This window comes from Nocardioides silvaticus (assembly GCF_003160695.1).
GTDB lineage: Bacteria > Actinomycetota > Actinomycetes > Propionibacteriales > Nocardioidaceae > Nocardioides > Nocardioides silvaticus.
In genome coordinates this window covers 58,312-83,858 of record NZ_QGDD01000012.1, presented here as the reverse complement: position 1 = coordinate 83,858, position 25,547 = coordinate 58,312, and the positions used below count along the sequence as shown (strand labels likewise).

Here is a 25,547-nt window from a genome sequence, read left to right as displayed (position 1 = left end):
CGGTAGCCTGTCCCGGCTGATGACGGGCGTATAGCTCAGCGGTAGAGCTCCTGCCTTACAAGCAGGCGGTCACAGGTTCGATCCCTGTTGCGCCCACTCGAGATGATGATCAGGGCCGACCCGCGCCCGTTTCGGAGAGGTGGCCACGCGAGATGACGGAGGCCGTTGTCGCGCGTTTTCCGACGCCGCCGTTGATCCGCGCTGCGGACGTGACGGCGAAGTTCGTCCTGGTATGGCTCCTCGTCGGCGCGCTCATCGACCCGGACACGGCGCACCTGCGCGACAAGGCTGCCGAGGCGCGCGCCATTGGTTACCCGCTTCTGGCCTTCACCGTGCCCGCGATCTGGCTCCTGTGGTGGAAGGACCGCGCGTCCTTCCCGTGGCTCGCCGACCTCATGGTCACCATCACGTGCTTCTCGGACATCCTCGGCAACCGGATGGACCTGTACGACACCATCGTCTGGTTCGACGACTGGATGCACTTCATGAACACCGGGCTCCTCGCCGGCGCGGTGATCCTGCTGACGCTGCACAACTCCAGCGGTCTGTTGCGGTGCCTCGAGCGGGCACTCGCCGTCGGCGCGACCGCGGCGATCCTGTGGGAGCTCGGCGAGTATGTCGCGTTCATCCGCGGCGGCACCGAACGGGAGTTCGCCTACACCGACACCCTGGGCGACCTGGCACTCGGCACGCTCGGCTCCGTCGTGGCGGCCGTCGTGATCTATGTGCTGTGGCGGCTCCGGCGCCTGGCCTCCGCTGCGCCGCAACTGGAGCTTCCGGTGCCGGTGGAGCGCGCCTAGCGCCGGGAGGCAGCACGTCCAAGACGTTCTGAGCAAGATGCGGAGAACCACGCGCAACCGGACGGCGACGCTCGTACATTGGGTGGCATGCGCCAGGGCAAGGGGGCGCTCGGGGGCCAAATCGTCATCAGTCTCATCGTCGGCCTGCTCGTCGCGGTTGGCGGCGGCGCGGATCTCGCGGGAGCCCAGGTTTCGCCGGGCCGGGCGGCGGCCAAGCCGCCCCTCGGCACCGTTGTAGTGACGATCGCCGCTCCCGCCGGCGTGCCCGGGACGGTGACGCTGCGATCGGGAGCGAAGACGAGGGTCGTCACCAAGAAGCCCGCCGGGACCAGCCAGAAGGTCAAGGTCAAGGTGCCGGCCGGTCGCTGGGTCATCTCGGCCGGTGACGTCGTCGACGACACCCGGCTGTACGCCGGCACCAGCTCGAAGGCCCGAGTCCGCGTGAAGGCCAGGAAGAGCGTGGCGGTCAAGGTCACCTACCGTGCCGCACCGGCCGCGTCCGGGCTCGAGGTCGAGCAGCTCGCGCCCGACCGGGTCGGCCTCGTGTGGACCGCGCCGAGCGTGACGGCGGAGTACGTCGTCCGCCGCGCTGCGGGTCCCGAAGCACCCGCCAGTCCGGAAGCCGGGACATCGGTGCCGGTCGAGGGGACCTCTGCCCTTGCGGAGGGACTCAGTCCCGAGTCGATGCACTCCTTCGCGGTCTTCGCCCGTGAGCCCGGGACCATCCGCTGGTACGGCCCGGTCTCTACTTCGGTCACCACGCCGGCCCTCGGCTCGGACACCGAGTCGGCCGTGGTGGTCACCAACCCCACGACGATCCTGGTCACCGATCCCACGGATGTCGTGGCGACCCCGACGCTGACCGGCGTGCAAGCATCCGTCCCGCCCGGCCAGACCGCCACCGTTGGGCAGCCGTGGGTGCTCCCGCACTCGAGCAAGGTGCCTGGCGGCATGGTAGGGAAGGTGGCCTCGGTGGCTCCCGACGGTCGAACCGTCAACCTCGTGCCCGCCGGACTCGGAGACGCGTTCGACTACGCCGAGATCAACGTCCCGGACCTCGCCGGCGTAGCGACCTCAGCCAGGTCCGCGGAGCGGGAGAGCAACCGGTTGCTCGACCTGGAGTGCGAAGGCACGAGGGACCGGGCGATCGGGTTCGACCGCACCTTCGAACGGTTCGGACACTTCAGTGCGACCCTGAAGAAGAAGGAGCTGCGATTCGCTCCCGACATTCCCGTGGGCGTCAGCTTCAATGCCGAGTTCGGTGTCGAGCTCGCGGTCTTCCTCGGCGTCAAGCTGTCCGGGTCCGTGGCTTGTGAGGTCGAGCTGCCCGAGATCGAGGTCCCATTCATGGTGGGTCCCGTGCCGATGCGCCTCGAGATCGAGCCGGAGATCAGTTTCTCGGCGTCGGGAAACATCGACATGACCGGGCTCAACTTCTCGTCGCGACTCGGCGCGTCCTTCGAGGGATACGTCGGCCTGGGCGACGACGATTTCGACGGCGACCTGATCGCCGAGGCGGACCTGGCGGGACCATCGGTCGTGGCCGCCGGTGCGATCGACGTGACAGCGGGTGTCGAGGTCAGCCTCGGGCCCGGGGTCGGCAAGAAGGGCAAGGCTGGCGCCACGGTGGGGGTCGCGGCGACCCTCAACCCGATCGAGCTGCATGCGACCGCCGCCAGCAGCAAATGCCTGGAGATCCGGGTCGAACGGTCGGCCAACGTGTCGCTCGATGTCGAGGCGTGGCTCGGCGACCTCGAGTTCGAGCGGACCGTCAGCGTTCCCGGGTTGGGCGGGACGGCGCCGTACGGCGGCAGTCCATGGGCGTTCCCGAATGGCTGCGGCGGCTCCTTCGAGTACCGGCTCGCTTCGGGAACCCTCGACGTCTCCAACGACTGGTCGGCCTCGTGCTCTGACGACGAGGGCGTGTGTGCGGACGACGACCCGGAGTGGCACTCGACCCACAGCACCACCCAGTCCGACGACGCGAGCCTGAGGGTGACTGAACCCGGTGAGTGGATCAGCCAGTACCAGGACTACCGGACCCACCTCAGCGCGCCGATGGCGTTCAACTCGTGGAGCTTCAGCGCGCGTGATGTCGGCACGTGGTCCGGGTACGGATGCTCCAGCCGGCACATTCGTCAGACGGTCGGACCAGTGGAGTTCGGTGGAGCGTTCTGGGAGACGGGCGTAGACATCCTGCCCGAGAACGGCACGCTCGACGCCGACCTCAGCAACTGGTGGTGGGGCCAGGACGAGCCGTCCGAGGAATGGACTGCGGATTGGTGGTATGGCCAACTCGGTGCCTGGGACACCGACTACGACAACGGATACCCACGCATCCGCTATCGCTCGACCTCTGAGTACGGTGGGGAGTGCGAGGGATCGAGCGAGTACGAGGACTACCACCTCCTTGAGCACCTCGGTCTCTCCGGTTGGTGGAGCAATCCGGAGGAGGCGCGCCGCTCGGCGCACTCCGTGACGGTGACCGAACTCGACGGATGCACCGAGAAACTCTGCCGGTGGCAAGTAGACGGCACGGAGACCTACCAGTACCGCTCCAGCCTCGATGATTGGGGCCTAGACGGATCCGGAAGTTCCACCGTCACCTGGTCGTACGTGGTCGAGCGGCGACCGGTGGGTGCGCAGTAGTTCGGCGAGGGATGCAACCTTTTGGGCTGGGGCGCGTCTTACTCACTGACACCGCGACAAACGGAGGCTTTGCAATGCGACGAATCATCCTCGGCCTGGTGGCCGCAGCACTGGTGGTCCTGGGGTCCGCCACGACGGCCATGGCGGAGACGGGGAGCAAGTCCGATCCCAGCAAGGATGCGGCAGCCCGCATCGACCTGACCAAGCTCACCGTCAAGAACGGTGACAAGCGGGTCACGTTCAAGGTGAAGGTGCGCGACCTGCGGCAGCGCGGCTCGTTCAGCTTCCACTACTGGGGCGGCACGCAGGGGACGCCACCGGCGCGCAGCGCGGTCGTCTCGGTGCGACTCAAGGACGGCAAGCCGAAGGCGTCGTACTTCGAGTGCAACACCGAGGAGTGCCCGAAGGAGCCGTGCCAGGGCCTGCGGGCGACCTGGGACCAGGAGAAGAACATCGTCACCGCATCGCTCCCGCAGCGCTGCTACCCGCGTCCGGCGGCGCACCCGGACCGGCCGGCACCGGCCGTCGGTCGGTTCTTCGCCTACGGGTCGATGGACGCGATCTTCGACGAGATGCCCGGTCAGCCGCTCCGGCTCGACCGGGGCTGACGGCGTCGGGGGACCCCGTCAGCGGCCGGGCTCGGTCCAGACCCTGAGCCCGGCCACTCGGTGGCGGCCGACCGCCATCGTGAGGGCGGCGAACCAGCCGACCACGGTCCAGCCGGCGAACAGGTTGACGGCGCCGACGAGCTCGGCGTTGGCCTTGCCGCGGGTGGTGGCGACCGCCCACGGAAGCAGGTAGCCACAGGTCAGGAAGGTGGCCGCCCACGCGACCAGCGCCTGCCGCGCCCGGTCCTGCTTGTCGGTGACCACCTCGAGGTACATGCGCGCACCCTAGTGGCTCATCGCCGTTGGTGAGAGTCCTCTCACCAACGGCTCATGGCTGCCTCACCGCGCCCACCTTGACTCTTCCTCGAAGCCGACAAGCTACGAGGAAGGGCAGCACGACGATGAAGATCAACACTCTTCGCATCATGACCCTGGGAGTGGCGGGATTGCTCGCCACGGGTGTCATCGCGTTCCAGAGCTCCGCCGCCGCGGTGGAGCAGGCAGCGGTCAAGCGCGACGACGACTCCAGCGACGTGGTGCTCGTCGACGACGACGATGACGCCGACACCAACCGGAAGGCCCGGGACACCAACACCACCAACACCAGGTCCCGGTCCCGCGACAGCCGCAGGGACAACTCGCGCACCGGCGGCAACAGCGGGCGCGACGACAGTCGCAGCGGCCGGAAGGTGAAGGACTGGACGAAGGACGGCCCGGGGACCCGCACCCGGGACTGGTCGCAGAACAAGACCAACGACCGGTCGCGCAACAACACCCGGTGACACCGTGACCACCACCGCTGACAGCACCAGCTGGCTGCTGGGCGAGGGTGACGCCATCACCCCCGAGCTGACCGCCCTGCGGCTGCTCGGGGGTGGGTCGGCGTACGAGGCGTTCCTGGCCTTCGACGAGATCACCTACGGCCCGGTCGTGGTGAAGGTCGTGCGGCCGAGCGAGGTCGACGACCCCGAGACGCTGCACGGCCTCGAGCGCGAGGCCACCGCCCTCGACATCGCCCACCACCCCGTCGTCGTGCGGGGTCTGCGCCACGTCGCCGACGGTCCGCGGCCCCACCTGGTGCTCGAGCACGTCGAGGGGCCGCGGCTGTCGACGCTGATCCGGCGGTACGGGCGGCTCTCCGAGCAGCAGTACCTGCCGCTGGCGATCGACCTCGCCTCGGCGCTGCACTACTTCCGGCACGTCGACGTCACGCACCTCGACATCAAGCCGAGCAACGTGATCATGGGCTCGCCGGCCCGGTTGATCGACTTCTCGGTCGCCCGGTCCTCGGCCTCGGCCGCCGCGATCAAGGGGGTGATCGGGACCGATGCCTACCTCGCGCCCGAGCAGGCCGAGCCCGGAGCCGGGGGCGAGGTGCCCTGCTACGCCAGCGACGTGTGGGGCCTGGGCGCCACCCTCTTCCACGCCATCGCCGGCGAGCGCCCGTTCCGAAGCGGGGATCCCGCCGGCGCCACGACGAGGGAACGGCACCCCCAGGTCGCCGAGCCGCCCGGTCCGCTGCCGTCGGGCGTCGCGCCCGAGGTGGCCGAGGTCGTCCACGGCGCGCTCGAGCCCCGGGCGGCCGACCGGCCGCTGCCGCGCGAGATGGCCGAGGCGCTGGAGCCGGTGCTGGCCCGCCAGCCCAAGGCTCGGCTGACGTTCAAGGTCAACGCCCGCGCGGTGTGAGGCTCAGCCGTTGAACCGGTAGCCCATGCCGCGCACGGTGCTGATGGTGTCGGCGCCGAGCTTCTTGCGGAGGTAGCCGACATAGACGTCGACCACGTTGGAGCCCGGGTCGAAGTCCAGTCCCCACACCCGGTCGAGGAGCTGCTCGCGGGAGAGCACCTGGCCGGGGTTCGTCAGGAACACCTCGACCAGGGCGAACTCCCGGGCGGAGAGATCGGTCTCCTTGCCGCTGACGGTCGCCCGGCGGGTGCGGAGGTCGAGCCGCACCTGCCCGGCCGACAGCACCTCCAGCGGCCCGTCGCCGCCGGCGGACTGCTGGCGCAGCCGCAGCCGGATGCGCGCGCTCAGCTCGGCGAAGCGGAACGGCTTCGCCATGTAGTCGTCGGCCCCGCCCTCGAGCGCCGACACGGTGTCGGTCACCGAGTCCCGCGCGGTCAGCACGATCACCGGCACCCGCGACCCCTGCGAACGCAGCTGGTCGAGCAGCTCGAAGCCGTCCATCCCGGGCAGCCCGATGTCGAGCACCACCAGGTCGAACTCGCCGCTCAGGGCGTGGTCGAGCCCGGTCGGTCCGTCGGCGACGGCGACCGCGCTGTGCCCCTCGGCACGCAGGCCCTTGCCGACGAACGACGCGATCCGGTGCTCGTCCTCGATGATCAGGACGCGGGCCATCGGGCCTCCTTGATCTCCACGGTGGGCTCGTCGTCGACGTGATCCGGTCGTTCCGGTCGTACGACGGGCAGGGTGATGACGAAGCAGGAGCCGGACCCTTCGCGGGGGTCCTCGACGCCGGCTGTTCCTCCGTGCGCGGTCGCGATCGCGCGCACGATCGAGAGCCCGAGACCGAATCCCTCGTCGTCGCGGTCCCGCGCGGACCTCCCGAACCGCTCGAAGATCCGCTCGCGGTCCCGCGGGTCGACGCCTCGGCCGGTGTCGCGGACCCAGAGGCGGACCTCGGAGTCCGCGATCGCGGCGCCGAGCGCGATCTCCTGGCCGGCCCCCGTGTGCTTGACCGCGTTGTCCGCGAGCTGGAGCAGGGCCTGGGTGAGCCGCTGCTCGTCGACGACGACGAGCTGACCGTTCGTGGCGTGCGTCTGGGCGTCCAGCAGCCAGCGCCGGTCGCCGAGCGCCCGCGCCTTGGCCAGCACGGAGGTGATCAGGTCCGCGAGGTCCACCTCGCCCAGCGTGAGGAAGTCGGGCCGGTCGCTCTTGGCGAGCAGGATCAGGTCCTGCACCAGCCGGGACATCCGGTCGATCTCGTCGAGCAGCAGCGCGCGGGTCTCGGCCACCTCCGCGGGGTCGGTCGGGTCGAGCAGCTCGAGGTGACCCCGGAGGACGGTGAGCGGGGTCTTCAGCTCGTGCCCGGCGTCGTCGAGGAACCGACGCTGCCCGACGAAGGCCGCCTCCAGCCGGTCGAGCATCCCGTTCGCCGTACGGGTGAGGGCGGTGATGTCGTCGTTGCCGGTCTCGGGCACGCGGCGGGAGAGGTCGGTCTCGGTGATCTCCTCCGCCGTTCGGCGCAGCATGCGGAGCGGGCGCAGCAGCCGCCCCGACTGCCACCAGGCCACCCAGGTGATGATGAACAGGGCCAGCAGGGCCACGATCGCGTAGGTGCGCATCGTCGACCGGAGCTCGTCACGGTCCTCGTCGAGGTAGGCGACGACCAGGAGAGCGCCGGTCGTCTCGCCCTGGGCCACCGGCTGGCTCGTGATCCGGACCTCGCCGGCGTCGGTGTCGAGCCGCACCGTGCCCCCGCCCTCGACCAGCGGCTCGGCGGCCTCGAGGAACGACGGGTCCTCGACGAGCGGGTCGTCGGGGAACCACCGTTCCGGACCGTTCCCGACCCAGCCGACGAGCAGCTCGTCGTCGTCCGGGACGTTTCGCTCGAGGAAGGTGAGGAGCAGGGCGTCGACCGAGGCGAACGGCCGCCGGGTGTCCGGGTCGATCCCGTCCTCCTCCAGCCTGGCGAACTCGTCGAGCTCCTGCTCGACCTCCCGCTGCACGGAGGCGTCGATCCGGCCGAGCTCGACGACGTAGACGATCACGCCCGCGCCGGCAAGGGCCACCGTCACGAGCAGGGCGACGGCGACCGTGATGCGGGTGCGGACGGAGAGACCGCGCCGCGGACGGTCAGTCGTCGTCCCCGTCGTCGTCCCCGTCGTCGTCGTCCCCGTCGTCGTCCCCGTCGTCCCGGTCGTCGTCTCCCGCGTCACCGGCCTCATCGTCCCGATCGTCCGTGTCCCTGCCACCGTCGTCGTCCCCATCATCCTCGACCGGCTTCGGTCGGACGACGTGGTCGTCGTCGGTCCTCTCGGTCGGTCTGGCAGTGTCGGTCGGGCCGTCCGAGGAGTCCTCGGGCAGCACGATCGGCGTCCGCGGGGGCGGTTCGTCCTGCGCTGCCGTCACCAGCGAGCCGACGACGAACCCGACCAGCGGCAGCAGCACAGCCAGGGGGAGGAGGAGCTTCAACAGGCGGCTCATGACGCCACCATCCTCGCCGAACGTGGCTCAGGAGTGAGGGGCGCATGAGAGCACTCTCATGCGCCGTTGGACGCAAACCAGGGCGCGTTCGTCGCGGCAGCACCGCCGTTCGTCGTACCGGCTCAAGACCCTGGCGTCCACCCGCTGCCCCGGGCCTAGAGTGGCGATCGTCACCAGATCACCGGAGGAGACCGATGTTCGTTCCGTTCAGCGTCCGTGACTTCCTCGACCGCGCCGTCGCCGTGTACGGCGACCGGGTCGGTGTCGTCGACGAGCCGGACCAGCCGGCGCCCAGCCAGGGCGAGCTGACCTACCGCGAGATGGGAGACCTGGCGCGTCGGCAGGCGGCCCGGCTCGACCAGATGGGGATCGGCGCGGGCGAGCGGGTGGCCATCGTGAGCCACAACAGCAGCCGGCTGCTGACGTCGTTCTACGGCGTCGCGGGCTGGGGCCGGATCCTGGTGCCCGTGAACTTCCGGCTGCGGCCCGACGAGGTGCAGTACATCGTCGAGCAGTCCGGCTCACGAGTGCTCTACGTGGACCCGGAGCTCGAGGAGACGCTCAAGGACGTCGAGGCCGAGCACAAGTTCGTCCTGGGCACCGACAGCGACCTCTACGCCGAGGCCGGCGCCGAGCCGCAGCCCTGGGAGCACGACGAAGGTGCGACGGCGACCATCAACTACACCTCCGGCACCACGGCACGGCCCAAGGGCGTGCAGATCACCCACCGCAACATCTGGACCAACGCCGTGACGTTCGGCCTGCACACGACGATCAGCGACCGCGACGTCTACCTCCACACGCTGCCGCAGTTCCACGCCAACGGCTGGGGCATGCCGTTCGCGATGACCGGCGTCGGTGCGCGCCACGTCATCATCCGCAAGATCGACGGCACCGAGATCCTGCGCCGGGTCCGCGACCACGGCGTCACCATGATGTGCGCCGCACCCGCAGTGGCCGCCGCGGTGCTCGACGCCCTGCCGAGCTGGGAGGGCGAGATCCCCGGCCGCGACCAGGTCCGGATCGTGATGGCCGGCGCCCCGCCGCCGACCAAGACCGTCGCCCGGGTCGAGGAGGAGCTGGGCTGGGAGTTCATCCAGATCTACGGCCTCACCGAGACCAGCCCGGTGCTCACCGTCAACCGGCGCCGCGCCGAGTGGGACGACCTCACCGCCGAGGAGCGGGCGCAGAAGCTGACCCGGGCCGGCGCTCCCGCACTGGGCGTCACGCTGAAGATCGACGAGTCCGACAGTCAGGGCGAGGGCTCGGGCGAGGTCCTCGCCCGCTCGAACGTCGTCCTCGAGGGCTACTGGGAGAAGCCGGAGGAGACCGAGGCTGCGCTCCGCGACGGTTGGTTCCACACCGGCGACGGCGGCTACCTCGGCGAGGACGGCTACCTGACGATCGCCGACCGCAAGAAGGACGTCATCATCACCGGCGGTGAGAACGTCTCCTCGATCGAGGTCGAGGACGCGCTCTTCTCGCACCAGGCCGTCGCCGAGGTCGCCGTGATCGGCGTGCCCAGCGAGAAGTGGGGCGAGACCATCAAGGCGCTCGTCGTGCTGACCCCCGACGCGGAGGACGGCCCCGAGATGGAGGCCGAGCTGATCCAGTGGTGCAAGCAGCGGCTCGCCGGCTACAAGGCCCCGACCTCGGTGGAGTTCCGCTCCGAGCTGGCCCGCACGGCCACCGGCAAGCTGCAGAAGTTCAAGCTGCGCGCGCCGTACTGGGAAGGCCGGGATCGCCAGGTGAACTAGAGGTTCCGGTAGGAAGGCCCGGTGAAGGCTCTCCTCGTCGCCGGCATGACCTCGGACGCCGGCAAGAGCGTGCTGGTGACCGGGCTGTGCCGCGCGTTCGCGAGGCGCGGGATCGCGGTGGCGCCGTTCAAGGCGCAGAACATGTCGAACAACTCGATGGTGGTCCTCGACGCCGACGGCGGCGCTGGGGAGATCGGTCGCGCGCAGTGGGTGCAGGCGCTGGCCGCGCGGACCACGCCTGAGGTGGCGATGAACCCGGTGCTGCTGAAGCCGGGCAGCGACCTGCGCAGCCACGTGGTGCGGATGGGGCAGCCGGACGGCGAGATCACCGCGCGTGACTTCACCTCGGGCCGGGAGCGGCTTGCGGCATCGGCGTTCGCAGCGTTCGACGACCTACGGTCGCGCTACGACCTGGTGGTCGCCGAGGGCGCCGGCAGCCCCGCGGAGATCAACTTGCGCGCCTCGGACTACGTGAACATGGGGCTGGCCCGGCACGGAGACCTGCCGACGATCGTGGTGGGTGACATCGACCGGGGCGGGTGGTTCGCGTCCGCCTACGGCACCCTGATGCTCCTCGACGAGGCCGACCGCGCGCTCGTGAAGGGGTTCGTCGTCAACAAGTTCCGTGGTGACGTGGCGCTGCTGCGGCCGGGGCTGGTCGACCTGGAGGCACGCACCGGGCGGCCGACGTACGGCGTGCTCCCGTGGCACCCCGAGCTCTGGCTCGACTCCGAGGACGCGCTCGACTTGGACGGTCGCCGCTCGGAGGCGGGCGCGCGGAAGGTCGCTGTGGTGCGGCTGCCGCGGATCAGCAACTTCACCGACGTCGACGCCCTCGGGCTCGAGCCGGGGCTGGACGTGGTGTTCGTGTCCGACCCCGCCCGGCTGGCGGACGCGGACCTGGTGGTGCTGCCCGGCACCCGGTCGACGCTCGCCGACCTGGCGTGGCTACGGGCTCGCGGGCTGGACCGGGCGATCCTGGCGCATGCCGCTTCTGGCCGGCCGGTGCTGGGGATCTGCGGCGGCTGCCAGATGCTGGGGCGCTCGATCTCCGATCCGGACGGTGTCGAGGGGCCGGCCGGCACCGTCGTCGACGGCCTGGGGCTGCTGGACGCCACGACCGTCTTCAGCGAGCAGAAGGTGCTCCGCCTGCACGAGCCGGCCGGCTACGAGATCCACCACGGCCGGGTGGCCGGCGCGCTCGTCGCCGGATCGGTCACCGGCACGATGCGGCACGGGGTGTTCGAGGGCGACGCCGCGCGGTCGTCGTACCTCCGCGAGGCGCTGGGCGTCGAGGCGACCGCGTCCTTCCCGGCGGCGCGGGAACGGCGGCTCGACCTGCTGGGCGACCTGGTCGAGGAGCACCTCGACCTGGCCGCCCTGCTGGACCAGCTCTGACCCCGGCCGTCAGCGCGCGTCGACCACCTTCACCTTGATCCGCTGTTGGGCCTGGTCGGCGACGTTGACCCGGAGGTGGAGGTACTCCGCATGCTCGCGCTTGCCGTCGGCGACGGTCGGGACCGTGAGCGTGACCGTCTTCCGGCCGGCGGGGATGTCGGCCGAGACGTAGGTGTACGCGCGCCACAGGGGGCGGCCCGGCTTGCCGGGGTCGCCGTGCTGCTGGAGCCACTTCGCGGGGACGTCGGCCTCCTGCAGGTTCGCGCCCGGGCCGCGGACGACGCGCCCGAACGCGTAGAGGTCGATGCCGGCGCTGCCCCGGACGGTCACCTCGACCTTGATGGCCTGGCCCTCCCGGACGGTGCGCGGCGCGTCGATCGTGATCGTGGGCTCCGGGTCGTCGTCGACCACGGTCAGGCTGCCGAGGTAGTCGTCGGTGGCGACGCCCTCGAGCGGCCAGAGCGCGATCTGGGTGAGCTGGTCGTAGCCGAACGTGTCGTCGGCGGTGTACTCGACCGGGATCGTGCCCTGGGTCTGGCCGGGGGCGACGTCGACGACCAGCCGCTGCGTCTGACCGCGCTCCTGACCGGCGGTGAACACCACGAACCGCGCCGGACGGGTGACGGTGCCGTCGATCGTCCACGGGACGCGGGCGACGCTCCGACCGCCGTCACCCTCGTCGATGCTGACGTCGCCGATGAGCACCCGGGCGAGCCGCTCGGTCTGCGGGGGTGCCAGCACGGCGGGTGCGGCCGCCACGTCGGCGATCCAGACGCGACCTTCGGCGGTGCCGCCCACGAGCTCGACCTTCGTGATGTCGGCGAGGTCGACGCCGGTGGCGCCGCTCGCGTCGACGAGGACCGCGGTGCCCCACAGCTTGGTGGCGTACCTGATCGCCGGGAGCGCGACGGGCTCGGTGCCGGGCTCCGGGTCGAGGACGGCCGAGTTGCCGGCGGAGTCGGAGATCCGCACCTGGAGGTTCGGGTCGCCGTACGTCGGGTCGGCGATGGTCCGCAGCTCGAGCCGGTCGGTCGAGAGGTCGAGCGGCTCCTGGAAGGACAGGCCACCTGCAGCGCCTGCCTCACGCCAGGCGACCTCGAGGAACTTGCGGGTCGGCGTGCGCTCGCCCCGCTCGCGCCAGTGCGGGGTGACGTACTGGTCGTTGCGTCGGCCGCAGATCGCGAACGACGCGCTCTGCGAGGTGGCGCCGTCGCACAGGCGGGCGTCGGCGTCACCGGTCGGCACGGTGGGGCGAGCGTCCGGGCCCGGGCGGCGGATGTCCCGACCGCCGCCGATGGCGTGGGTGAGCACGTCGGCGTCCCCGATGGACGGCACCGTGGTCGGCGAGCCGTCGAACAGCGGCGCGTAGTCGTTCTCGCCGGTGAACAGGTGCACAGCGCCGGCGACGTACGCCGTGCCGACGGCCTGCTGCTCGACCGGGGACAACCGGTCGGGGTGGCGGGTGCCGCAGGTCTCGCGGCGGCGCCCGCCCCAGTCGTCCCACGACGGGGCCGCGGAGAGCCCGGGCGTCCACTCGGTGTTGAAGAAGTTGTGGTTGGCGCCCATCACCATGACCGAGCTCTTCAGTGAGTCGTCCCCGGGTGCGAGGTCGCGGGCGACGTCGGTGAAGCGCTGGCCCTGGAGGTCGTAGACGTCACCGTCGCAGTAGGGGAGGACCGTGACCGTCGGGACGTACGGCGCGGTGTGCCACGCGAAGTCGGTCGGCGCGAGCAGCACCTGCCCGGCGATGCGGTACGGCGCGCTCTCGGGGATCTGGATCGACGCCCGGTCGACACCCTCACCCCCACGGCTGTGGCCGACGAGGACGACCTGGTCGAGGTCGACCTGGTGCTCGCCGGCGATGTCGACCCACCGGTCGAGGTGCTCCTGGACGATGGCCGCCCGCGCGTCGGCGCCGCCGTCGGGGAGTGCCCAGTCCTGGCCGTTGATGCCGTTGACCCGCACCGAGACGGTCGCGTAGCCCTGCGAGGCCAGCACCCGCTGCACGTAGTCGTAGCCGAGGTGGCTCGGGATCTCCGCGAAGGGCGCCCGGCACGGCCAGGAGTCGTTGCCGAAGTCGTCGGGGTCGTCGGGGTTGTAGCAGACGCTGTGCCGGCCGTGCATGAAGAGCACCAGCGGCCGCGGGCCGGTGCTCTCACCGGGCGCCGGCTCGACGACGTGACCGATCATCTCGATCGGTTCGTCCATGCCGGGGAGCTGGACGCGGTCCCAGTCGTAGTCGCTGGTGACGACCTCGTACGACCCGGGCTCTCCCGGGTCGCCCGCGGCGAGGTCCTGGGTCACCCGGTCCGGGAGCGGGTCGGCGGAGCCCACGTCCGCCGGGTCGAACCCGGGCTCGTCGAGCCGGTCGCCGGAGAGGACCACGTCGAGGTCGCCGATCGTCGGTGCGCTGCTGGCGGTCACGACGGCGGTGACCGTCCGTCCGTCGGCGCCGACCGTCGGCGCACCGAAGGAGAGACCGTCGCCGGTGATCGTCGGTCGGTCCGATCCGATCGGCAGGTCGGTCGGGGAGGTCCACGAGACCTCGTAGCTGCCGCCGCCGAGCGGCACGACCCGCCAGCCGGCGTCGCTGGGCGCGGCGCGCAGAGCCGGGCCGGCGGCCGCCGGTCCTGGCGGACCGGTGAGGGTCACGGTCAGCGCGGTCGCGGCGCAGGCGGTGAGGGAGAGAAGGGTACGACGGACGCGGGGCGCTCGAGCGCGGAGTGACGGCACGCCTCAGTAGACGCGCTGGGAGGGCTCGAGGTTGCCGGTTTCCCCGATTTCGTGTGGCACGGGCGCGGGACCCGGAGGGAAGAAACGTTCTCCGCGGGGTGCTCAGTCACTAGAATGGGCACATCCCGGGCCGCCGGGTGGAGGAGGCGCAGATGAGCACGATGCACATCGCCACCGCGACGACGTCGTACCTGCGGTCCGTCGAGCGGGTCGCCACCCGCACCGAGGCCTGGGGGATGGCCGAGCGCCTGATGGCGGCTGCCGCCGGCATGCGGGTCGCGCTCGAGCGACTTCCCGACGGCTCGCCGCACCAGCTCGTCGAGCTGAAGGGCCGGGCCGCCCTGATAGCCACCATCCCTGCCGAGGGCACCGCCGAGCACGCCGCGATCGCCGCCGCCCACGCCGTCTTCCTCGAGCGCGCCCTGGCCTGGGCCGACGAGCACGGGTTGGGCACGCGTCCCGCGCCGCGCTGACTCAGGCCGCGAGCGGCAGCATGCCGGGCAGCGTGGTGACCTGGCACGCGCAGGTGTCGCTGCACGGCAGGTAGGTGTGCACCGCGTGACCGCAGCCCGCGCAGGGCAGGTCGTGGGAGAGGTGCTGCTGCTGGGTCTGGGTCGTGTTCCACATGGTCCTGCCTCCTCGTCGGCTGTGAGTGGTGCTTCAACCTGTCCACGAACACGGACCTCCGATTTCGACACTCCTCATCGAGAATCCGCGAGGAGAGTTTGTGTCGGACCCTCTTGTGACGATGGCGTCGTGATCTCGGGGATCGTGGATTTCGACGCTTCGGCGGTGGTGGCCGCTTCGGAGGCGTTGGAGCGTGAGCTGCGTGAGCACGAGGTCGATGTGGTGCGGCTGGTGTTGCAGTGGGCTGCTGTGCACTCCGAGGACCCTGGCAAGGGTGTCGGTGGTGGCGTTGCTGGTGGTGATCGGCTGATGGCGTTGGGTGGTGAGGGGACGCCGTGGGTGCAGGAGCTGTGCTGGGCCGAGCTGGCGATCGCACGGAGCACCAGCCTGACCGCGACGCGGCGGCTGGCCGCGGACTCCCTGGACCTGGCCTACCGGCTGCCGTTGGTGTGGCAGGCGGTGCAGGACCTGCGGTTGCCGGTGTGGGTGGCGCGGAAGGTGGCGGCGATGTCGCGGTCGTTGAGCAAGGACGCTGTCGCCCTGGTCGATGTGGCGGTTGCGGCGGCGGCCGACCAGTCCCCGGCCCGGGTGATCGCGATCGCTGAGGGCAAGGTGATCGAGGCCGACCTGGAGGCTCATCGGGCGCGGGTGGCTGCGGATGCTGCCAATCTGGGGGTGCGGGTCTCGCGGCCGCGGCCGGGTGCGGCGGTCGACCCGGTCGAGGGTGAGCCGGCGACGCTGCGCACGACCTTGAAGCTGCCGCCGGGCACCACGTTGGGGTTCGTCGAGACCGTGGAGGAGGTCGCCGACGCGCTGGCGGCCCGGCTGACTGCTGCGCAGCTGGAGCAGGTCACTCGTGGCGAGCTGCAGGCCCAAGCGGTGGAGCTGCTCAGCAACCCGGCTGCGGCCGCGGCGTTCCTCGACCCCACCCAGGCCGAGGAGACGCAGTGCGCCGAGCCGACCCAACGGAAGCGGGGACCGGCGGTGGTCTACGTCCACCTGTCCGACCTGGTGCTGGGCGGTGCGGTCGCTGGGGTGGCTCGGTTGGAGGGGATCGGTCCGATGCTGGTGGAGCAGCTTGCTGAGCTGCTCGGGCACCGCGAGATCGCCTTGCAGCCGGTGATCGACCTGAACGAGACCCACGCGGTCAATGGTTATGAGCATCCGGCCGGGGTGAAGCACCGGACGTTGTTGCGGATGCTGGGTGATGTGTTCCCGCACTCGGGCAACCTGGGCTACCGGCGCTTGGATCACGACCATCCCCGCCCGTGGGTCCCACCTGATGAAAGTGGGCCGCCGGGTCAGACCGGTGACCACAACGACGCCCCGCTGACCCGTACCTATCACCGCGCCAAGACCCACGTCGGCTACCACGTCGACCAGATCGCCCTCGGGGCCTACCGATGGGTGACCCCGCACGGCCTGGCCCGGATGGTCACCCGCCACGGCACCGCCCGGATCAACCTGATCCGCGGGCCCGACGGCGACATCATCGGAGAGACCTACGACGGACCCCGCATCGAGCTCCACCTCCGCGAGTAGGCCTCGCGGACGGGCCGCACCATGAGTCATGCGACTCGGCACGAACACCCCGACGGAACGTCAGGAGATTCCGAGCCGTCGTACCTGTGTGCGGAGACGTAGCGTGTGGCTGCCTGGCCTGGCGAGCCTGCTGGTTCTGGCGGGATGCTCTGGTGATGAGCCCTCCGTCCCCGAGACCGAAGGGCGGCCGTCGGCCAGCAACCTACCCGAGGGCGACCCGGCGACCTGGTCCCTGCCAAGAGACGCACGACTGACGGGGTCCACCACCTCGTTCACGGCTGAGGTTCAGCGGCTGGCCTGCAACAGCGGCGTGGAGACCACATCGCATTGCCGCAGGCACGGTGTGCGGTGGCCAGTCGAAGAGCGGTGGGCGTGCAGCGATCGAGAGCAGTCGGTGTTCGTCTATGACCGGTCGTCGCCGCCTCCCGGCGTGTCGCTGGAAGATGTGCGCCAGGACGCTGAGGACCAGCTGCGCGGCTCGAGCGCCGTGATCGCCCGCCGTTGGGGCGGCAGCGCCATCGTTCGCGTCCTGGATGAGGACGGCCTGATCGTGAAGGAACTAACGGTCGTACGTTGGCCCAACCGGAGCTGGGGTGTCGACGGCGGGAGGAACTGCCGCCGATCTCGCTGAAAATCAGTGCAAGAGCGGCCGTCGTGGTTGCCGGTCGGCCATGATGAGCTCATGGCGGACCTCTCGGCCGTCGCGGCATCCGCGGAAGCGCCCGTCCCGGCGCGGCCTCGTCGCGACCGGTGGCTGATCGGCGCGGTGGTCGCCGTCGTCGCCCTCCCGATCCTCGTCTGGGCCGCGTGGACCGTGCTGGCCGGGCGCGCCGCCGACGACGTCGACGCCACGTGGTCGCTGCGCTGCCCCGGCGCCAGGGTCGGGTCCTACGAGGGGGAGCGGGCGATCTTCTCCCGACCCGGATGGCGCTGCGAGGTGGTGCTGCGCATCAGCAACCAGGGCGACCGGGACGTTCGCCTGGGAGAGGTGCGGTCACCGATCCTGGGTCCGGGTGGCGGCGGCGAGATCCAGGCTCTCGGGTCGGCGGACGCCGAGGTGAAGGGCGAGGGCGGCGACGAGATCGACGCCGTGTGGGAGGTGGACCTCGACGTCCCGGCGCACGAGACCCGCACCGTCACCCTCGCGATCGGCTGGCGTCAGGACGGCTGCAACTCCGGCGGATGGCTCTCCCTCGAGAACTGGCCGACGATCGAGCTCGAGACGACGGGCCGCTCGATCGAGAGGGACCTCGAGCAGACACTCGTCCTCCGCACGTTCGACGACCCGCACGACGAACGAGCCTGTCGCGACGGCTGAGGTCACGGCTCGCGGGACGGATGCGGCAGGGTGTAGGCATGCAGTTCGTCGGAGTCGACCACGCCGTGGTGCGCGAGTACGCCGCGATCGAGCCCGAGCTGCGCCTGGCCACGGACCAGTTCGTGAACCTGGTGACCTCGGTGCTCGACGACGCCGGCATCAACTACCTGACGATCGTGGGACGGGCGAAGTCGGTGGCGTCGTTCGCCGCCAAGGCCGCCCGGGTCGCGGACGGCAAGCCGGTCTTCGACGACCCGCTGCGGCAGATCACCGACCAGATCGGGCTGCGGGTGATCACCTACGTGCACAGCGACGTGCAGGCGGTCGCCGACCTGCTCGCCGACCAGGTGGTCGTCTACGACGATCGCGACCTCGGTCTCGAGACGGCCAGCGAGGGTCGGTTCGGCTACGCCAGCCGACATCTGCTCGTGGGGTTGGACGCCGCGCGCGAGGGCCAGGAGGGCTACGAGCTGCTGCGCGGTCGACAGGCGCAGATCCAGATCCGCACGGTCCTCCAGCACGCGTGGGCCGAGTTCGAGCACGACATCCGCTACAAGGGCACCATCCCCGAGGAGCACCGGCCCGACTTCGACCGCCGGTTCACGTTGGCCGCAGGGCTGCTCGAGCTCGCCGACCGCGAGTTCTCCACCATCCGCGACCGGTTGCGCGAGGGTGTGCCCGAGCCCGAGCAGGCGGTCGACGACGACCCGCGCATCCACCCCCGCGAGCTGGCCGCCTTCCTCGCAGGGCAGTACGCCGACGCCGGCTGGTCGCGCACCGACCACTACGCGTGGATCGCCGGCCTGGTGCTCGAGCTCGGCATCACCTCGCTGGCCGAGCTGGGCGAGACCCTGCGCTCGGTGGACGTCGAGACCCTTCGCGAGCGGATGGACTACCGCTACCCGCCGGGCGCGGTGCGGCGGCTGGACGACGCGTTGCTGTGGGCCTATGGCGACACCTACGTCGAGCTCCGCGGCAACGCGCACCGGGTGCCGTCGCTGCGGGCGCGGCTCGCCAAGATGCAGGGAGCCGGCTAGACCCGGGCCACCGACGCCGGGTCGGTGCCGGCAAGCACCCGCAGCGCGAGATGGGTGGTCGCATCGACGCCGAGGAACCCGACCACCCGCTGCACCCGGTCGCTGTCGAGGGGGAGCAGGCCCGGGGAACCGGGTTCGTCGGGCGTGAGGCCGAGGTCGAGGTAGTCCTGGCCGGCCATCATCGCGACGTTGAAGTCGTAGCGCTCGCGGGCACCCGGCGCCGCCAGTCGCCGTACGACGGTCGCGCCGATCCGCCGGCCGCCGGTCTCCTCGGCCCACGAGTCCAGCGCCGCGGACACCGCAGCCCCCGCGTTGTGGTCGATGTCGGCCCACACGGTCCGCATCGGCCCGGCCTGCTCCAGCAGCAGCGCTGCGGTCTTCTCGCCGATGCCGTTGACGCCAGGCAGGTTGTCGCTCGCATCGCCGCGCAGCGCGGCGTACTCCAGGTAGCGCTCGGCCGCGACGCCGTACATCGCGTGCAGCCGGACCGGCGTCAGCAGCGGCGATCCGGCCATCCCGCCGTCGATCAGGCGGAGCACCCGGGTGTGGTCGCTGATGTGGGCGAACGCGTCCCGGTCGGAGGTGATGATGATGCAGTTCCAGCCGTTGCGCTCCGCCCAGGTCGCCCCCGAGGCGTTGACGTCGTCGGCCTCGAGTCCCGGGGGAGTGAGGGTCGCGAGACCGAGCGCGTCGAGCAGCGCACCTGCTCGCTCGAGCTGGTCGACCAGCTCCGGATCCTTGGCCGCCCGGCCGGCCTTGTAGTCGGGGTAGCGGTCGCGTCGCACGGACGCCGTGCGGTCGTCGAGACCGAAGATCACCGCGTCCGGCGCGAACGCGTCGATGGCCTCGAGGATCTGCTTGAGCATCCCGTGCAGCGCCCACGCCGGCCGCCCCGAGCGGTCGGTGGCCCGCGTGTGCGCCTTGGCGTGATGGCTGCGGTGCAGCAACGACGGCGCGTCGACGACGAGCAGCAGCCTGCGGTCGCGGGCGGGTTCGGTGACGTCGGGAGGCGGGGGCATGGGGATCGCCGCCATCGTAGGGCGCTGGGCGGCGGGTTAGGGTCGGCGCATGTCCCTCCTGAGTCTCGGCGTCATCGGCTCGTCGGCGAAGGAGAACGAGCACCGGCTGCCACTCCACCCCGAGCACATCCCGCAGCTCGACGCCGACGTCCGCGAGCGGATCACCCTCGAGCACGGGTACGGCGCGCGCTTCGGGGTCGCCGACGACGCACTGGCCGAGCACGTGGCCGGCCTCGCGACGCGCGAGGAGATCCTGGCGGGTTCGGACGTCGTCTGCCTGCCGAAGCCGCAGCACTCCGACGTCGCCGCGATGCGCCCCGGTCAGGTGCTGTGGGGCTGGCCGCACCTCGTGCAGGACTTCGAGATGACCCAGCTCGGCATCGACCGGCAGCTGACGATGATCGCCTTCGAGGCGATGAACCACTGGACCCGCGACGGCGCTGTGGGTCTGCACGTCTTCCACAAGAACAACGAGCTCGCCGGCTACTGCTCGGTGATCCACTCCCTCGAGCTTGCCGGACTGACCGGCGACTACGGGCGGCGGATGAGCGCAGTCGTGATCGGGTTCGGAGCCACCGCACGCGGAGCCGTGACGGCGCTCAACGCGCACGGTGTGCACGAGGTCGCGGTGCTGACCAATCGTGCGGTCGCGGCGGTGGGTTCGCCCATCCACTCGGTCAGGATCCGGCAGGTCGAGCACGACCCGGACAGCAACGAGCCGAGCGAGGTCATCACCGAGCGCGGCCGCGAGCCGCTGCCCGACTACCTGGCCCAGGCCGACATCGTCGTCAACTGCACGCTGCAGGACCCCAATGACCCGCAGGTCTACCTGCAGACCGAGGACTTGGCGAAGTTCCGGCCGGGCAGCATCATCGTCGATGTCTCGTGCGACGAGGGGATGGGCTTCGACTGGGCCCGGCCCACCAGCTTCGAGGACCCGACGTTCGTCGTGGGCGACAACATCCTCTACTACGCGGTCGACCACAGCCCGTCGTACCTGTGGAACTCGGCGACCTGGGAGAACAGCACCGCGCTCATCCCTTTCCTGCGCCCGGTGCTCGAGGGTGCCGCCGCCTGGGACGGCGACGACACCCTGAGCCGGGCGATCGAGATCCGCGAGGGCAGGGTGGTCAACCCCGCGATCCTGGAGTTCCAGAACCGCGCGGCCGAGCCACCCCACCCCGTGCTGTGACCCGCTCCTACAGGTACTGACCCGCGGTCGGGCGCTCCGAACGCCACCGCCCGACCGCCGCCTGCGCGAGCAGCGCGTCGGTCGTGACGTCGTCGTTCGTGTCGAGCACCGTGGTGCGGACCAGCTCCTTCAGGTCGGCGCCGGTGGCACCGTCGGTCGCGCGGGCCACGGCCGCCAGGTCCAGAGCGGTGTCGCACCAGGCGAGGTACCGCTCCAGGATCGCCAGCCGCCCCTCGAGCACCGGCGGCTCCATCTTGATCACCGTGTCGAACCGTGACGACCGCCGCGCGGCCTTGTCGACCTTGCGGTGGTCGTTCGTCGAGGCGATCACCACCACGCCGCTGCGGTCCGCGAGGCCTCCGTCCATGACGTTGAGGAACTCGCGCAGCCGGTGCGGGTTGGTCTGGCCGCGCTCGCCGGCGATCAGGTCCAGGTCGTCCATCAGGATCAGACAGGGAGACAGGTCGGCGGCGAGGTCGAACAGCTCGGTGAGGTAGTGCTCGGTGACGTAGGTCCCCGGCACCAGCACCGTCGTCCGGCCGTGCAGCTCGTTGGCGACCACCGTGCCCAGCTGGGTCTTGCCGGTGCCGGGCGGGCCCACCAGCAGCAGACCGGTGCTGGTGCCGAGACCACGAGCCTTCAGGTCGTCGGCGAGCTCCAGCACCCGGTGCACGCTGCGGTCGACGGTCCGCCACACCGACGCGTCCAGCTTGAGCAGCTCCCGCGTCGCCGCCGGTGGCGTCCACCGGCCGAGGGCCAGACCGCGGTTGTTGGTGCTGACGCGGTAGGCACCCAGGCGGTACGGCGAGTCCACCGTGCGCCGGGCGCGCAGGAACGCGCCGAACACGTCCGGCAGGGCCCCGCCGTCCTCGGACCGGCCGATGAGCTCGACTTCGATGCCGTAGGCCCCGGACAGGATCCGGAGCACCACCGGCGCCGGGCCCACCGCACCTGCAGGCAGCACGACGGTCGCGGAGTGGAAAGCGCGCATGTCGCCCGCCGCTCCCGGCACCGTCTCGGACGCCGCCGGCCGGTCCACGAAGGCACCGGCGTGCTCGGCGCTCCACCGCGCCTGCGCGTCGTAGAGCCACCGGCCCACGGAGTGGCCGAGGGGGGTGTCGACGCCCTCGGAGAGGACGACCAGATCGGTCGCGTCGACGCCGAGGTGCGCCGCGGCCCACTCGTAGTGGGTGGTCGACCTCGGCTCGCGCCGCTCGAACTCGCGGTCGATGGTCGCCGCGAGGTGCTCGAGGGCAGGCTGGGTCACCGCCGCGAGCACGTCGGTCACGTCGTAGTCGTTCATGTTCACCACCCTCTTCTGAGTCGTCGGCCGTGCCGGTAGGGCGCAGGCACAGTCGGCCAGTGTGAGGGTGGTGGTGGTTCGTGACCTAACGGATTTCCCGTCGGCCCGTCAGATCACCAGGTGCGGGCCCACAGGCAGTGCTCGGAGAGCCGCAGTTGGACGGCGGCCTCGGTCGAGAGCGGTGCGGCGACGTCGGTGACCACGTAGCCGAGCCGGTCCTTGGTCACCAGCGTCTGGTCGACGATGTTGTCGCCGGCGGCGGCGAGCACCGCGTTGAGCTCGGCCAGCACGCCGGGGACGCTGTGGTGAAGGAACCCGAGCCGGTGACCGGGCACCAGCGCCGGGGGCAGCACGGGCGGCAGGTTGACCGAGAGCGCCGTACTGCCCTCGAGGGCGAAGCGGGCCAGCTTCTCCGCGACGAACCAGCCGATCTCCTCCTGCGCCTCCTGGGTCGAGCCGCCGACGTGGGGGGTGAGGATCACGTTGTCGAGGCCGCGCAGCACGGACTCGAACGGGTCACCCTGCGCCTTGGGCTCGACCGGGAAGACGTCGACCGCGGCGCCGGCGATGTGCCCGGAGACGAGGTGGTCGCGGAGCGACTCGTCGTCGACGACCATGCCGCGTGAGGCGTTGATGAACAACGCCCGCGGCTTCATGGCAGCGAACTCCTTCGCCCCGAAGAAGCCGGCGTTGCCCGGCCGTCCGTCGACGTGGAGGCTCACGACGTCGGCGACACCGAGCAGCTCCTCGAGCGTCCTCATCCGACGCGCGTTGCCGTGCGCCGGCCGGTCGGCCTTGTCGTAGAACACGACCCGCATGCCGAGCGCCTCGGCGACGTTCGACAGCTGGGTGCCGATGTTGCCGTAGCCGACGATCCCGAGCGTGCGCCCGCGCACCTCATGGCTGCCGCGGGCCGACTTGTCCCACACGCCGTCGTGCATCTTCTGCGTCTTCTCGGGGAGCCGCCGGGCCAGCGCAATGACCTCACCGATGACGAGCTCCACCACGCTGCGCGTGTTGGAGTACGGCGCGTTGAAGACGCCGATGCCGCGCTCCGCGGCTCCGGCGAGGTCGACCTGGTTGGTGCCGATGCAGAAGCAGCCGATCGCGAGCAGGTCCGGCGCCGCCTCGAGGACCCGTGCCGTCACGTTGGTGTTGGACCGGATGCCGAGCAGGTCGATGCCGTCGAGGGAGGCGACCAGGTCGTCCTCGGACATCGAGTGCGACCGCAGGTCGACCTCGTAGCCGCGGCTCTCGAGCACCTCGACGGCGGCGGGGTGGATGTTCTCCAGGACGAGCGCCTTCACACGACAACCCTAGGGGCCGGGGGAGCGCCGGGCTTCAGCGGTGGCGGGTGGCGCCCCAGATCGAGAGCACCTGGCGTGGTGCGGTCTTCTCCATCCGGCGTCGGGGAGGGCGGGCGCCGTACTCCACGGTGAGGGCGGCCCCGCGGAACCGGTGGTTGTACCAACCGGTCATCGTGCCGTGGCAGACCCCGCCGCACGTGAGCGCCCGCCGCGGGAGGTCGAGGGCGCGCGCCACCCGCCGCGAGAACCGCCGGTCCTTCGTGTCGGTGTCGACAGCGTGCAGCGGCTGGTGGAAGCTCAGGATCCACCGCGGGCGGACGTCCCGGAGGAACCGGATCACCGCTCGGGTCTCCGGCTCCGACCGCGGCCGCGGCCCGGACTCGTAGGGTCCGTCGAGGTCCGCCCAGCGCCAGGGGAAGTTGCGGTTGAGGTCGACCCCGCGGGCGTTCTTGCGGGTGTGCCGCACCAGGCCGTCGGGGTTGTACGTCGGGAGCACCCACAGGTCGATCCCGCGGATCGGCCTCCCGTCCCGCAGGCTCTGAAGGATCCGCCGCGTGTGCGGCTCGTCGCCGTGCATCGTCGAGATCAGCAGCACGGTCGGCCCGGACCCGTCCCCGAGTCGCCACGCCCGGATCGGCCGACCCCGGACGGAGCGGCCGATCACCCGCTTCTCCACGACCGCCGGCCGGTCGGGGTCGAGCTGAGGATGGTCGGGTGCCGCGGCCGATGTCGTCGGGGCGGGCACGAGCAGGACTGTCGCGAGCAACAGCGCCGTGAGGATGCGCAACGGGCTCTCCCGAGGGGTGGAACGTAGCGGACGTCGTGGTGGGGTCCCAGCATGGATGCGCCTGCGGGGCCCGTGCCACCCTCTGCGACCCTGGATCCCGTGAGCACGTCGGGTCAGCGGCCGCCCGGTCGATGGTGGTGGCCCGTCCTCGCGGACCTGCTCTGCGTCCTGGCGCTGGCGGTCGGCGGACGCCGGGCGCACGAGCCCGGCGAGGCCGTCTCGGTGCTGCTGACGATCGGCTGGCCGTTCGCCGTCGCCGCGGTCCTCGCCCACGCGCTTCTGCTCCTCGCCGGCCGCCCCACCGGTCGGCTCTGGCCGGAGGGTGGAGCGGTCCTGCTCGCGACGTACGTCGTCGGCATGGCACTCCGCGGTCTCAGCGGGCGTGGGCTCGCGCCCGCCTTCCTCCTCGTCGCGCTCGGGTTCCTCGCGCTGACGATGCTGGGGTGGCGGGGCGTCCGACGCATGACGTCCCGGCGGTCGGCGTCGTAGGTTGACCGGATGAGCACCGTGGACGACCGGGTCGCCGAGTTCCACCGCCTCCACGAGTCCGGCTGTTTCGTCATGCCGAACCCCTGGGACGCAGGAAGCGCTCGGGCACTGGAGCAGCTGGGGTTCAAGGCGCTCGCCACGACGAGCGCCGGGCTGGCGTGGACGCTGGGCAGGGCCGACACCCAGGTCACCCTCGAGGAGGCGCTCGAGCACCTGACGGTGGTGGCGGGGGCGGTGAGCGTCCCGGTCAACGCCGACTTCGAGGGTGCGTACGCCGTCGACCCGGCCGAGGTCGCGGCGAACGTGGCGCGCGCAGCCGTCACCGGCGTCGCCGGGCTGTCCGTCGAGGACTCCTCCGGCGACCCGGACGACCCGTTGTTCGACTTCGGCCTGGCCGTCGAGCGGATCGCAGCGGCCCGGCAGGCGATCGACGAGAGCGGCACGGGGGTGCTGCTGACCGGCCGGTCCGAGGGCTTCGTCTCGGGACGGCCCGACATCGACGAGACCGTGCGCCGGTTGGCCGCCTACGCCGAGGCGGGCGCCGACTGTCTGTACGCACCCCGGATCGACGAGCGGGAGGACATCGAGGCCGTCATCGCGGCGGTGTCACCCAAGCCCGTGAACCTGCTCGTCAACGCGCCGTTCATCACCGTCGCGGAAGCCGCCGAGCTGGGCGTCCGGCGGATCAGCGTCGGCGGCACCCTGGCCCGCACCGCCTGGGGCGGGTTCCTCGCCGCTGCGCACGAGATCGCCGAGTCCGGGACGTTCAACCGGTTCGAGGACCTGCCGGGCGTCGACGCGCTGCTCGGGTAGC

25 protein-coding genes and 1 tRNA gene are annotated in these 25,547 nt (G+C 71.1%); 16 read left to right on the top strand and 10 right to left on the bottom strand.

Translation table 11 applies throughout. The features are described from left to right. Positions 1–24: 24 nt before the first annotated feature. From DJ010_RS20750 to DJ010_RS20735, 4 genes are all read left to right on the top strand, one after another. Positions 25–96, top strand: a tRNA-Val gene (locus tag DJ010_RS20750). 56 nt (positions 97–152) lie between these two features. After that, the gene (locus DJ010_RS20745; protein WP_146207421.1) at positions 153–800 is read left to right on the top strand and encodes a DUF2238 domain-containing protein; all 648 of its coding nucleotides are present in this window, start codon (positions 153–155) and stop codon (positions 798–800) included. A gap of 87 nt (positions 801–887) precedes the next feature. After that, the gene (locus DJ010_RS20740) at positions 888–3,449 is read left to right on the top strand and encodes a hypothetical protein (RefSeq protein ID WP_109697360.1); all 2,562 of its coding nucleotides are present in this window, start codon (positions 888–890) and stop codon (positions 3,447–3,449) included. 74 nt (positions 3,450–3,523) lie between these two features. Beyond that, a complete protein-coding gene (locus DJ010_RS20735; protein ID WP_109697359.1) occupies positions 3,524–4,057 on the top strand; it encodes a hypothetical protein in 534 nt (177 codons plus the stop codon). Between the two features lie 18 nt (positions 4,058–4,075). On the opposite strand, the gene DJ010_RS20730 is transcribed toward DJ010_RS20735, so the two are convergent. Next, the gene (locus DJ010_RS20730; protein WP_109697358.1) at positions 4,076–4,333 is read right to left on the bottom strand and encodes a superinfection immunity protein; all 258 of its coding nucleotides are present in this window, start codon (positions 4,331–4,333) and stop codon (positions 4,076–4,078) included. Positions 4,334–4,482: 149 nt separating this feature from the next. On the opposite strand from DJ010_RS20730, the gene DJ010_RS20725 reads away from it, so the two are divergent. Together DJ010_RS20725 and DJ010_RS20720 are read left to right on the top strand one after the other, a co-directional pair. Beyond that, positions 4,483–4,839, top strand: coding sequence for a hypothetical protein (locus DJ010_RS20725; RefSeq protein ID WP_146207420.1), 357 nt, complete (start codon positions 4,483–4,485; stop codon positions 4,837–4,839). 4 nt (positions 4,840–4,843) lie between these two features. Further along, entirely contained in the window at positions 4,844–5,743 is a 900-nt protein-coding gene (locus DJ010_RS20720; protein ID WP_109697356.1) for a serine/threonine-protein kinase, read from the top strand. Between the two features lie 3 nt (positions 5,744–5,746). Here the strand turns inward: DJ010_RS20720 and DJ010_RS20715 are convergent, their stop codons facing one another. From DJ010_RS20715 to DJ010_RS20705, 3 genes are read right to left on the bottom strand one after another with little or no spacing between them, the layout of a single operon-like run. Then, positions 5,747–6,415, bottom strand: a complete 669-nt coding sequence (locus DJ010_RS20715; RefSeq protein ID WP_109697355.1) for a response regulator transcription factor — start codon at positions 6,413–6,415, stop codon at positions 5,747–5,749. Further along, positions 6,400–7,956, bottom strand: a complete 1,557-nt coding sequence (locus tag DJ010_RS20710) for a sensor histidine kinase (protein ID WP_245927760.1) — start codon at positions 7,954–7,956, stop codon at positions 6,400–6,402. Before DJ010_RS20710 ends, DJ010_RS20715 begins: the two co-directional genes overlap by 16 nt. Then, on the bottom strand, positions 7,874–8,224 hold the full coding sequence (locus tag DJ010_RS20705; RefSeq protein WP_109697353.1) for a hypothetical protein: 351 nt from the start codon (positions 8,222–8,224) through the stop codon (positions 7,874–7,876). Before DJ010_RS20705 ends, DJ010_RS20710 begins: the two co-directional genes overlap by 83 nt. Before the next feature lie 194 nt (positions 8,225–8,418). Here DJ010_RS20705 and DJ010_RS20700 point away from each other — a divergent pair, with 194 nt between their 5' ends. Continuing rightward, positions 8,419–9,981: an AMP-binding protein gene (locus DJ010_RS20700; RefSeq protein ID WP_109697352.1), complete on the top strand. Its 1,563-nt coding sequence runs from the start codon at positions 8,419–8,421 to the stop codon at positions 9,979–9,981. Positions 9,982–10,002: 21 nt separating this feature from the next. Continuing rightward, entirely contained in the window at positions 10,003–11,379 is a 1,377-nt protein-coding gene (locus tag DJ010_RS20695; RefSeq protein ID WP_109697351.1) for a cobyric acid synthase, read from the top strand. 9 nt (positions 11,380–11,388) lie between these two features. Here DJ010_RS20695 and DJ010_RS20690 read toward each other — a convergent pair whose 3' ends face one another. Next, a complete protein-coding gene (locus tag DJ010_RS20690; protein ID WP_146207419.1) occupies positions 11,389–14,112 on the bottom strand; it encodes an alpha/beta hydrolase in 2,724 nt (907 codons plus the stop codon). Positions 14,113–14,264: 152 nt separating this feature from the next. On the opposite strand from DJ010_RS20690, the gene DJ010_RS20685 reads away from it, so the two are divergent. After that, complete coding sequence (locus DJ010_RS20685; protein WP_109697349.1) at positions 14,265–14,585, top strand: hypothetical protein; 321 nt, start codon at positions 14,265–14,267, stop codon at positions 14,583–14,585. A gap of 1 nt (position 14,586) precedes the next feature. Here the strand turns inward: DJ010_RS20685 and DJ010_RS22340 are convergent, their stop codons facing one another. Continuing rightward, complete coding sequence (locus DJ010_RS22340; RefSeq protein WP_170124673.1) at positions 14,587–14,739, bottom strand: hypothetical protein; 153 nt, start codon at positions 14,737–14,739, stop codon at positions 14,587–14,589. Positions 14,740–14,868: 129 nt separating this feature from the next. Here DJ010_RS22340 and DJ010_RS20680 point away from each other — a divergent pair, with 129 nt between their 5' ends. From DJ010_RS20680 to DJ010_RS20670, 4 genes are all read left to right on the top strand, one after another. Continuing rightward, positions 14,869–16,281, top strand: coding sequence for a hypothetical protein (locus DJ010_RS20680; protein WP_109697348.1), 1,413 nt, complete (start codon positions 14,869–14,871; stop codon positions 16,279–16,281). 103 nt (positions 16,282–16,384) lie between these two features. Then, the gene (locus tag DJ010_RS21870) at positions 16,385–16,912 is read left to right on the top strand and encodes a hypothetical protein (protein WP_146207418.1); all 528 of its coding nucleotides are present in this window, start codon (positions 16,385–16,387) and stop codon (positions 16,910–16,912) included. 51 nt (positions 16,913–16,963) lie between these two features. Then, a complete protein-coding gene (locus tag DJ010_RS20675; RefSeq protein ID WP_109697347.1) occupies positions 16,964–17,599 on the top strand; it encodes a hypothetical protein in 636 nt (211 codons plus the stop codon). 38 nt (positions 17,600–17,637) lie between these two features. Beyond that, positions 17,638–18,636, top strand: a complete 999-nt coding sequence (locus tag DJ010_RS20670) for a GTP pyrophosphokinase (RefSeq protein ID WP_109697346.1) — start codon at positions 17,638–17,640, stop codon at positions 18,634–18,636. On the opposite strand, the gene DJ010_RS20665 is transcribed toward DJ010_RS20670, so the two are convergent. Next, the gene (locus DJ010_RS20665) at positions 18,633–19,655 is read right to left on the bottom strand and encodes a 5'-3' exonuclease (RefSeq protein WP_109697380.1); all 1,023 of its coding nucleotides are present in this window, start codon (positions 19,653–19,655) and stop codon (positions 18,633–18,635) included. The two genes, DJ010_RS20670 and DJ010_RS20665, sit on opposite strands and share 4 nt — an antisense overlap. Before the next feature lie 49 nt (positions 19,656–19,704). Between DJ010_RS20665 and DJ010_RS20660 the strand changes: the two genes are divergently transcribed. Further along, entirely contained in the window at positions 19,705–20,847 is a 1,143-nt protein-coding gene (locus DJ010_RS20660) for a N(5)-(carboxyethyl)ornithine synthase (protein WP_109697345.1), read from the top strand. Between the two features lie 7 nt (positions 20,848–20,854). Here DJ010_RS20660 and DJ010_RS20655 read toward each other — a convergent pair whose 3' ends face one another. From DJ010_RS20655 to DJ010_RS20645, 3 genes are all read right to left on the bottom strand, one after another. Further along, a complete protein-coding gene (locus tag DJ010_RS20655) occupies positions 20,855–22,150 on the bottom strand; it encodes an AAA family ATPase (RefSeq protein WP_146207417.1) in 1,296 nt (431 codons plus the stop codon). Between the two features lie 113 nt (positions 22,151–22,263). Beyond that, a complete protein-coding gene (serA, locus tag DJ010_RS20650) occupies positions 22,264–23,457 on the bottom strand; it encodes a phosphoglycerate dehydrogenase (RefSeq protein WP_109697343.1) in 1,194 nt (397 codons plus the stop codon). A 34-nt stretch (positions 23,458–23,491) separates the two neighbouring features. Continuing rightward, positions 23,492–24,244 (bottom strand): M14 family zinc carboxypeptidase, encoded by a 753-nt coding sequence (locus DJ010_RS20645; protein WP_158283085.1) that lies wholly within the window; start codon positions 24,242–24,244, stop codon positions 23,492–23,494. Between the two features lie 99 nt (positions 24,245–24,343). Here DJ010_RS20645 and DJ010_RS20640 point away from each other — a divergent pair, with 99 nt between their 5' ends. Both DJ010_RS20640 and DJ010_RS20635 read left to right on the top strand, forming a co-directional pair. After that, positions 24,344–24,733, top strand: coding sequence for a DUF3054 domain-containing protein (locus DJ010_RS20640; protein WP_245927758.1), 390 nt, complete (start codon positions 24,344–24,346; stop codon positions 24,731–24,733). A 9-nt stretch (positions 24,734–24,742) separates the two neighbouring features. Beyond that, positions 24,743–25,546, top strand: coding sequence for an isocitrate lyase/PEP mutase family protein (locus tag DJ010_RS20635; RefSeq protein WP_109697341.1), 804 nt, complete (start codon positions 24,743–24,745; stop codon positions 25,544–25,546). The last annotated feature ends 1 nt before the right edge of the window (position 25,547 follow it).